The 10126-nt window shown below is 60.3% G+C and carries 4 protein-coding genes, 2 rRNA genes and 1 pseudogene; 4 read left to right on the top strand and 3 right to left on the bottom strand.

The annotated features are described in order from the left end of the window. A 5S ribosomal RNA gene (gene rrf, locus BSF40_RS31255) occupies nt 1-110 on the top strand; the annotation flags it as partial. Nucleotides 111-218: 108 nt separating this feature from the next. Beyond that, nucleotides 219-334, top strand: a 5S ribosomal RNA gene (gene rrf, locus BSF40_RS31250). A 124-nt stretch (nt 335-458) separates the two neighbouring features. Here rrf (BSF40_RS31250) and BSF40_RS31245 read toward each other — a convergent pair. Next, entirely contained in the window at nt 459-1169 is a 711-nt protein-coding gene (locus BSF40_RS31245) for a GntR family transcriptional regulator (protein WP_095968271.1), read from the bottom strand. Between the two features lie 195 nt (nt 1170-1364). Here BSF40_RS31245 and lapG point away from each other — a divergent pair, with 195 nt between their 5' ends. Both lapG and lapD read left to right on the top strand, forming a co-directional pair. Further along, a complete protein-coding gene (lapG, locus tag BSF40_RS31240; protein ID WP_095968270.1) occupies nt 1365-2057 on the top strand; it encodes a cysteine protease LapG in 693 nt (230 codons plus the stop codon). A 14-nt stretch (nt 2058-2071) separates the two neighbouring features. Continuing rightward, a complete protein-coding gene (lapD, locus tag BSF40_RS31235) occupies nt 2072-4018 on the top strand; it encodes a cyclic di-GMP receptor LapD (RefSeq protein ID WP_095968269.1) in 1947 nt (648 codons plus the stop codon). A 167-nt stretch (nt 4019-4185) separates the two neighbouring features. Here the strand turns inward: lapD and BSF40_RS31230 are convergent, their stop codons facing one another. Then, on the bottom strand, nt 4186-4524 hold the full coding sequence (locus BSF40_RS31230) for a tryptophan synthase subunit beta (protein WP_095968268.1): 339 nt from the start codon (nt 4522-4524) through the stop codon (nt 4186-4188). 146 nt (nt 4525-4670) lie between these two features. Next, nucleotides 4671-10126, bottom strand: a pseudogene (locus BSF40_RS31225) (LapA family giant adhesin); the annotation flags it as partial.

Genomic DNA, 10126 nt, shown 5'->3' with positions numbered 1-10126 from the left:
GACCATAGAGCATTGGAACCACCTGATCCCATCCCGAACTCAGCAGTGAAACGATGCATCGCCGATGGTAGTGTGGGGTTTCCCCATGTGAGAGTAGGTCATCGTCAAGATTAAATTCCGAAACCCCTATCTGCGTATGCAGGTAGGGGTTTTGTTTTAGTAGAAGTCACCAGTTTTCACCGGCACGTTGATGTTCTAACGGGCTGGTCACAGAATTTCTTGACGACCATAGAGCGTTGGAACCACCTGATCCCATCCCGAACTCAGCAGTGAAACGATGCATCGCCGATGGTAGTGTGGGGTTTCCCCATGTGAGAGTAGGTCATCGTCAAGATTGAATTCCAAAACCCCTGTCTGCTAACGCAGACAGGGGTTTTGTCGTTTCAGGGGTACTGAAAAGCCCGTTGTGGAGCCTCTCCACAACGGGCTTTCTCACGTCTTGCACCTGCCGCTGCGGGTTACTTCGGTGTGTTTCTGGCCTGGACTTCAGGGCTGTTGAGGTAGCGCGTAATGACCTCGACCGCTCGGTTCAGATGATGTTCGAGCAGCTGCACGGAGCGTTCCATGTCCCGGTCCTTGGCGGCACGCAACAGTGCCTGGTGGTCGTCCTGGGACAGTTTGCCCAGGCCCATGTCTTCCAGGTTGAAACGCAGGAACCGCTCTTCCTCATTCAGGCCGTCTTCAACCAGTTTCAACAGCCGGCGATTGGGTGCTCGGCAATAAAGCGTCATGTGGAACAAGCGGTTGAGCCGGCCGATTTCGCTGTAGTCGCTTTGTGTTTCGAGTTCGTCGATGTAGCGGGCAGCCTGTTCGAGATCTTCGTCCTGGAGCAATGGCACCGAGAGACGCAGGGCCTCGGATTCCAGCAGGATGCGCAGCGCGTAGGTTTCAACGGCGTCTCCCTGGACCAGCGGCGCGACCACGGCGCCCTTATGGGCCACCACGTTGAGCAACGACTGCGCTTCGAGCTGGCGCAGGGCTTCGCGCACGGGCATGCGGCTGACGCCGAACAGATCGGCGAGGTCCTGCTGGCGCAGGGCCGCACCGCAAGGGATGCGCCCGTCAAGTATCGCCGCGCGCAGGGTTTCTTCGATCACCGTGCGTGCCAGATGTGCGGGAATCGGCCCGTTGACCTTGATACTGCTGAGAGGGTTGGGCTTTTGTGTCACTAAACGCACCCTGAATAATGAAATTTTTTGGATCCAAATGACACTAGTGACTGCCTGACAGCTTGTCAAACAAGTGAACGAATGCCTTTCCTGCAGTTTAGCGCGCCGCCAGTGATCTCATCGTGCCATTGTCTTTTTCCGGACTAACCTTCACCATTCGAGCGACTCTCTCCTGCCTACCCAGGATGCCTCGCATTGGCAGCATGTTTAACGATCCCCCGGATTTTGCGCTGGTTGTGCAGCGCATTGCTGCTGGCTGGCGTGATGCTGGGCAGCTTGAGTGCCGATTGGGACTTTTCCCTGATCAGCCGGCGGGCGCAGGCATTGTACGGACCTCTGGGAGAGGGTCAGCAACGCATTAACGATTGGCAATACTTGTTGGCCAGCCAGAAGCAGATCGGCGAGTCGGAACAACTCAATGTGGTCAATCGCTTCTTCAACAAACAACTGCGATACGTTGAAGACATCGATCTGTGGCATGCCGTCGACTACTGGGAAACTCCGATCGAAGCCCTGTGGAAAGGCGCCGGCGACTGTGAAGACTACGCTATTGCCAAGTACTTCAGCCTGCGTCATCTCGGTGTAGCCAGTGAAAAGCTGCGTATCACCTACGTCAAGGCACTGACCCAGAACCGCGCGCACATGGTGCTGACCTACTACTCGACTCCGGATGCCGAGCCCCTGGTGCTCGACAGCCTGATTGATGCAATCAAGCCGGCCAGCCAACGAAAGGATTTACTGCCGGTCTACTCTTTCAATGCAGAGGGACTGTGGTTGCCGGGCGCCAAGGGCAACAAAAAGGTCGGCGATACCAAACGTCTGTCGCGCTGGCAGGATGTGTTGAAGAAAATGCAGGCCGAAGGATTCCCGGTCGAGACGACTAACTAGGAGCACGTGCTCAGATGTCTTTGTTCAAACAGCTGTTGATTGCTATCTGTCTGTTCCTGGTGGTCGCCTTCACCGGCAGTTTCATGGTCAGTCTGGAGAGCTCACGCACTCAGTACGTCAACCAGTTGCGCTCCCATGCCCAGGACGCCGCGACCGCGCTGGCGCTTTCCCTGACCCCGAATATCGACGACCCGGCGATGGTCGAGTTGCTGGTCAGCTCGATTTTCGACAGCGGTTACTACGCGAGCATCCGCGTGGTCGATCTGAAGACCGACCAGAACCTGGTTGAGCGCACAGGTATTCCGGCGGTCAACAACGTTCCGGACTGGTTCGTCAAACTGATCGGCCTGGAGCCCGCCGGTGGTGATGCAATCGTCAGCCGCGGCTGGGAGCAGGCTGCCCGGGTCGAGGTCGTCAGCCATCCGATGTTCGCGCTGGCCAAGTTGTGGCAAAGCGCTTTGGGCAGCCTGGGCTGGTTGCTGCTATGCGGCGCCGTCAGTGCGGTGCTCGGCGCGCTGTTGCTGCGCCAGCAATTGCGACCGCTGGATTATATGGTCAAGCAATCCCACGCCATCGCCCGACGGGAGTTCCTCAGCCTGCCGGAACTGCCGCGCACTCCCGAGCTTCGCCGGGTCGTGCAGGCCATGAACCAGATGGTCGAGAAGCTCAAGGCGCTGTTCCAGGAGCAGGCCGAGCGTAGTGAAAAGCTGCGGGTCGAGTCCTATCAGGATTCGTTGACCGGGTTGGCCAACCGGCGCTATTTCGAGATGCAACTGAATGCGCGGGTGAGCAACCCGGAGCAGGCCAGCTCCGGTTATCTGCTGCTGTTGCGGGTCAAGGATCTGGCCGGCCTCAACCAGCGTCTCGGTGGCCAGCGCACCGATGAAGTGCTCAAGGCCGTCGGTGAGCAACTGACTCGCGAGTGCGCCAAGTATCCGGAAACCCAGAACCTGGTGACCCGTATCCGTGGCGGCGAATTTGCCGTACTGGCGCCGGGACTGGTGCGCGAAGAAGCGCTGCAACTGGCGCAAAATCTCGACAACGCCCTGGCCAGCCTGCACGCTACCGGCGCCACTGATGTGGCTGCCGTGGCGTCTATCGGCTTGGCGCCTTTCGCTCATGGTGACTCGCCGCAAGCCGTGCTCAGCCTCGGTGATCAGGCGCTGGCCCAGGCCGAAGGTCAGGGCGAGCAGAATTGGGCCTGCCTCGAACACAGCCTCTCGGCCAGTGTCGGCGACGATCACCACGCCTGGCATCAGATGCTCGACCAGGCGCTGACACAGCGGCGCTTCGAGCTGTATTTCCAACCGGTAGTGGCCGCCCAGGACACGCAACTGGTGCTGCATTACAAAGTGTTGTCGCGACTGCTCGACGAACACGGCCAGACCATCCCCGCCGGGCGTTTTCTGCCTTGGCTGGAGCGCTTCGGCTGGACTGCGCGCCTGGATCGGCTGATGCTCGAGCGGGTGTTGGAGCAAATGAGCGAACATGAGGAGTCGCTGGCGCTGAATCTGTCGTCGGCGACCCTGGGTGACCCGCAGGCGCAAAACAAAATCTTCGAGCTACTGCGTGCGCATTCCAACCTTGGCCCGCGCCTGACTCTGGAGATTGGCGAAGAGCAACTGCCTGATCAGGCGGTACTGGAGCAACTGACCCGGCGCCTGCGCGAACTCGGCTTCTCACTGAGCCTGCAGCGTTTTGGCGGACGCTTCAGCATGATCGGCAACCTGGCGCGGCTGGGGCTGGCCTACCTGAAGATCGATGGCAGCTATATTCGCTCGATTGATCTGGAGAGTGACAAACGCCTGTTCATCGAGGCGATCCAGCGAGCGGCGCACAGCATTGATTTGCCGCTGATTGCCGAACGGGTCGAGACTGAAGGCGAGTTGTCGGTGATTCGCGAGATGGGGCTATACGGTGTGCAGGGCCAGTTGTTCGGCGAGCCAAAGCCCTGGAAGTAACTCTTAAGAGCTGGATTGTCAGTGATGCCGTCATCGCGGGCAAGCCCGCTCCCACAGGTTTCGAGGTTGTTCACAACATCGCGGCAATCACCATCTACTGTGGGAGCGGCGATGCGGCGATCCGACTTGCCCGCGATGAGGCTGGGGCAGTCACTGAAGATCAATGATCAGATTAACCCGGTCTCTTCATCATCGATCAATTGGCTCAAGCCACCCAAGGCTTCACGGGCCTGGTTTCGGTCCATGAGTTTGGCCTGGGCCGCCGTCGGCAGGTCGGTGACGCGGATCACGCCTTTCTGGGTCAGCACCTGAATCAAGTCATCGAGTACCCGGATCATTTCCAGGTCACTTTGCTTGAGCTGTTTGAGGCTGTTCTCCACAGCCGCATTGGCAAACCAGGCCTGGATTTCATGATTGTCGGCCTGCAGGGTTTCCGTGGCCTCGGCGTAGGCGGCGGGTTCCACGCGTACCAACAGGCCCTGCGCATCGCGTTGCACGTAAAACATTGAGCATCCCTCAGAATTGAACCAGCGTCATGCTGTCAGCAGCATAGGTCAACTGCACGCCAGTATGTGGCGCAGCGACGAAATCGTCACCGGGCAGTGGACACAAACGTGACGACCGCCCCGGAAGGGGCGGCCGCTTTCATGCATCAGCTGTTGTTGTGATCGATTTTGATGGTCGGGTCGCTACCGGCAATCAGGTTGTGCAGGTTGGCGCTTGACCAGTTGTTGCCCTCCAGCTTGATCGTCACGTCCGGCGTGGCGGCTGCGGCGTTGCCAGAGTTGAACTGACCGGTCGAGCTGACTTGCAGCGACGACACGCCATCGACCGTGGTGATCTTCAGGAAGTTGTCGATGGTGCTGCCGGTTTCGCCCTGCAACAGATCGCGCAGGTCGATCCGGTCGCCTTCGCTGGCCTTGAAGTCCTTGATCACGTCGGTGCCGGTGTCGCCCGCTTTCCAGACGAAGGTGTCACCACCGGAACCACCGATCAGGATGTCGTTGCCCTGTCCGCCCATCAACGTGTCGTTGCCGGTGCCGCCGAGCAGGATGTCATTGCCCTTGCCACCGTCGAGGGTGTCGTTACCACCCGAGCCGAACAGGATGTCATTGCCCGCTCCACCCAGCAGGGTGTCGTTGCCGTCATGGGTCCCGGACACATCGAACGCGTTGTAATGCTCGGTGATGTACTGGTGCACATTGCTGGTGGTGACTGTGCTGACGTCCACACCGGATTGCTGCGCCACAAAGGCTTGCATGGCCTGGTAACCCTCACCGGCAATGCCGTTGAAACTCACCAGGTCGCCGAACAGGATGTCGTTGCCTTCGCCACCGCTGACGGTGTCGTGACCCGGCATCGTCGCTTCGGTATGGCCGATGATCGAGTTGGCCAGATCCTTCGGATCGATGTTGGTTTGTGGAATTTGATTCGAGTCGTACGGCTTCAGGTCGTTGAGGCTCACTCCGTTGTTGAGGCCAATGGCCTCGACATTCGACAGGTTGCTCAGCAGTGCAAAGCTGCCGGTGGAGTTGCTGGTGGCGTCCCAGTCGGTGCTGCTGCCGTCCCCGTCACGACCCGAGAACTCGTAGGTACCGTCACCCTGGGCATGCAGATAGCCGAAGTCCTTGGATGACCAGCTTGTGCTGCCACTGCCGTTGCCATTGCCGTTGTTACCGTGGCTGCTCTTGGTCCAGACCGTCACGTATCCCGAGGCGGTAATGTCGATCTGGTGCGTGCTGTCGGGGGACAGGCTGATCGCTGTTCCCAGCTGATAGTTGCTCGTGGTGATCAGGCTATCGAGCGTTGTGCTGCCATACAGGATCGGGTTGGTCGACTCGCCGCTCTGGTAGTAGGTCGGCTTGCCGTCAGTAATGAAATACGTGAGATTCTTCGCCCCGGTATTCTTCACGGCGTCCGCGCTCTGGAACCAGTTGGCCGTGGTTTTGAACACGTCCTCGTAGTTGGTACCGCCGCCGGATGACATCGAGTCCAGAATCGCCTTCAACTGAGTCAGCGCATTCGGGTTATTGAGGTTCACCGACACCGACTTGTTGACCTGGGTGTCGAAGTCCACCAGGAAGATGTTCACCGTGCCCGAGTTGCTGCCCAGGCTTTGCTTGAGGGTGTTGAACACCGACGTCAGCGAGTCCTTGGCCGAGTTGATCGACGAGGAACTCATACTGCCGGAGCTGTCGACCATGAAGGCGATGTTGTAGTTGGTGCCCGGCACCACGGTCAGGCCGCCAATGTCGGCGACGATGACGTCATTGCCGTCGGTGCCGGTGAGGGTGTCATCGGCCGCAGTGGCAGTGACGGCGTTATAGACCGCTGGGTACACGGTCACGGGGATTTGCGAAGTGCTGCTGGCCGAACCGCCGAGGGCCTCGGTGGAGGTCGAGGTCACAGTCAGGTTGAACTGGCCGTTGTAGTACGGTGGTGGAGTGACAGACAGAGAGTTGAGGCTCCAGCCGGTCACGTTGGCCTCGCCACTGGTCGCTGTGACCGTGAATGTATGTCCCGCGCCGTCGGTGAGCACCGAGCCGACTGGCATGCCGCTGATCTTCAGGCTCAGGCTTTCCGAGCCGTCGGTGTCGGTCAGCGCGGTGGTGATGGTGGACAATTTCACACTGGTGCCTTCGGCGCCGGTGTTGAGTTTGTAGCCGTCGTAGTAGCCTTTGCCATTGGTGCCGTGCAAGTCGGACACGGTCACGCCGGCATTCACCAGATCCGTCACGCCAGTGTAAATCGGTACGCCGGCACCGCTCAGGTCGATCGGCGTGCTGCCATTGACCGACAGGTTGACGTCATAGCTGCCCGGGCCGCTCTGGTTGTGGTGGTAGATGTCCAGGGTGTAGTAGCCGTTGGTGGTCGGGGTGAACGAACCATTGAGGTTGCCGCCTGCGCCCCACGTGATCGCGGCGACGTTCTTGCCGCCGATGGTCACCAGCAGGCTGTCATCGCCAACACCGCTGAAGGTGTAGGTCTTGCCGGCTTCAAGGTAGATCAGGCCGGAAGTTTTCGACGCCGTACCGGCGGTCACGCTACCGTCGGACTGCACGTTGGTCACGGTGCCTTTGGAGTTCGGTGTGCCCGCGGCGTCGATCACGTTTTTCAGCGTGGTCGAGTCCGCACCGTTGCCGCTGGTGCCCAGGCCCGACAGACCGGTCCAGACTTCCTTGATCAGCCCGGTGGACTTCACGCTGTTGTCGGCAACGCTCAGGGTCGGGGCATCCGCCACCGGAGTGATGTCGATCTTGATCGTGCCGGTGTTGCCCAGTGCCTGGCCGTCGGTTGGCCGGAACTGAAGTTGCGCATAGTCAGCCTTTTGGTCGCCAGTGCCGGGGCCGTAACCGTCCACGCCCGACTCGTTCGCATCCGGCGTGAAGCGCAGTTTGCCTGCGTCGATATCAGCCTTGCTGAACGTCTGGTTGGTGGCGACATCTTTCCAGGTCGAACCGTCCAGATACTGCAGTTTGCCCTCGCCCGGCAGCTGGGTGATTTTCACGCCCAGGCTGGTGGCCGGACTGTCGACGTCGCTGACGCCGAAGGTCGACCAGCCGAGAATCAGCGGCGTGTCTTCGGTGCCGGTGACGTTGACCGGTACTGCGACCGGTGCGTCATTGACCGCCACCACGTTGACCGTGGTGGTCGCGGTGTTGGAGTAGTTGCTGCCATCGGTCACCGTCACGGTGATGGTCCGGGGTACGGTGCTCGGGTTTTCACTGTTGTTGGTGAAGGTGATGTTCTTGATCTGCTGCATGTAGTCGGCCAGCGTCGCGCTACCCGACAGGGTCAGGGTGACGGTGCCATTGGTGCTGTTGGCATTGATGGTGATGCCGTTGACGCTGTTGCCCAGGTTCAGCGCATCACCGTCCTGACGGTTGGTCAGCACGATGGTCGCGCCGGTCAGCAGGGTGCTGTCCGGGTCGGTGATGCTCAGGTCGGTATCGCCGATCGACACGCCAGGACCGGCAGTGTTTTCGGTGAACGTCACCTTGTAGTCGGCCCCGGTGGCGCCGCTGGAGTTGTTGGCGTCGAGATCCAGTGCTGGCGGTGCATCGTTGTCGATGATCGAAGTGCTGACGCTGCCATTGGACGCGCTGATCGCCAGGTTCTCGAAGTTGCCGCCGGTGGCCGAGTCGATCTTGACCACGAAGTTTTCGGTGCCTTCGGTGATATTGTCATTGATGGTCGCGACGTTGAAGTTGGCACTGCTGGCGCCCGCCGGGATCTTCACGGTGTAGACACCGTTGAAGTCAGAACCGTCGGCGGCGGTACCGCTGTAGACGATTTTCAGTGTCACTTCGCTCTGGGCCTGGTGAGTCAGGCTGACGGTGTAACTCGCGGTCTGCCCTTCGGTTACCGAGGTGCTGCCGCTGATGCTGACAGTGGTGGTGTCCTGGAAGTCACTGACGCTGGTCGACACTGGCGTCTTGTCCGTGCCGAGGGCTTCAAGGTTGCCGCCGCTGGCAGCCTTGATTGATTCGGTAACGGTTGGCGCGCCTGTGTAGACGTCGTTGCCGACGGTCACCGGCAGGGTGCCGGAGCTCTGGCCAACGGCGATGGTGATCACCTTGCCGCTGTCCAGCGTGACGGTGACCGGCGTGTTATGCGCGGTAACCGGGGCACCGGTCTTGTCGGTCAAGGTCGCGGTGTAGGTGATGGTGCCGTTCTCGTCCACGCTTGGAGTGGCGGTCAGGGTCACGGTGGTGGTGTCGTTGACGTCGTTGACCGTGGTGGTCACTGGCGTTGTGTTTGGCGACACCAATTCCAGGTTGCCGCCCACTGCGTCCTTGATGGATTCAGTAACGGTGGTCGGACCGGTGTAGACGTCGTTGCCAACCGTGACCGGCAGGCTGCCGGAGCTCTGGCCTTCGGCGATGGTGATGACCTTGCCGCTGTCCAACGTCACGGTGACTGGACCGTTTTGCGCGGTGACCGGTTTGCCCAGGGCATCGGTCAGCGTCGCGGTGTAGGTGATGGTGCCGTTTTCGTCCACGCTCGGGGTCGCGGTCAGGGTCACCGTGGTGGTGTCGTTGACATCGTTGACCGTGGTTTCCACCGGGGTCTTGATTGGGTTGATCGCTTCGAGGTTGCCGCCGTCGGCCGATTTAATCGACTCGGTCACGGTGGTCGGACCGGTGTAGACGTCGTTGCCCACGGTCACTGGCAGGCTGCCGGAGCTCTGGCCTTCGGCGATGGTGATCACCTTGCCGCTGTCGAGGGTCACGGTCACCGGACCGTTTTGCGCGGTGACCGGTTTGCCTTGGGCATCGGTCAGGGTCGCGGTGTAGGTGATGGTGCCGTTCTCGTCCACGCTTGGAGTGGCGGTCAGGGTCACCGTGGTGGTGTCGTTGACATCGTTGACCGTGGTTTCCACCGGGGTCTTGATTGGGTTGATCGCTTCGAGGTTGCCGCCGTCGGCCGATTTAATCGACTCGGTCACGGTGGTCGGACCGGTGTAAACGTCGTTGCCCACGGTCACTGGCAGGCTACCGGAGCTCTGACCTTCGGCGATGGTGATCACCTTGCCGCTGTCGAGGGTCACGGTGACTGGACCGTTTTGCGCGGTGACCGGTTTGCCCTGGGCATCGGTCAGCGTCGCGGTGTAGGTGATGGTGCCGTTCTCGTCCACGCTCGGGGTCGCGGTCAGGGTCACCGTGGTGGTGTCGTTGACATCGTTGACCGTGGTTTCCACCGGGGTCTTGATCGGGTTGATCGCTTCGAGGTTGCCGCCGTCGGCCGATTTAATCGACTCGGTCACGGTGGTCGGACCGGTGTAGACGTCGTTGCCGACGCTGACCGGCAGGCTGCCGGAGCTCTGGCCTTCGGCGATGGTGATCACCTTGCCGCTGTCGAGGGTCACGGTCACTGGACCGTTCTGCGCAGTGACCGGTTTGCCTTGGGCATCGGTCAGCGTCGCGGTGTAGGTGATGGTGCCGTTCTCATCCACGCTCGGCGTCGCGGTCAAGGTCACGGTGGTGGTGTCGTTGACATCGTTGACCGTGGTTTCCACCGGGGTCTTGATTGGGTTGATCGCTTCGAGGTTGCCGCCCACTGCGTCCTTGATGGATTCAGTAACGGTGGTCGGGCCGGTGTAGACGT

The organism is Pseudomonas sp. ACN5, assembly GCF_002303975.1.
Lineage (GTDB): Bacteria > Pseudomonadota > Gammaproteobacteria > Pseudomonadales > Pseudomonadaceae > Aquipseudomonas > Aquipseudomonas laurylsulfatiphila.
This window is presented reverse-complemented; position numbering and strand designations above follow the sequence as displayed.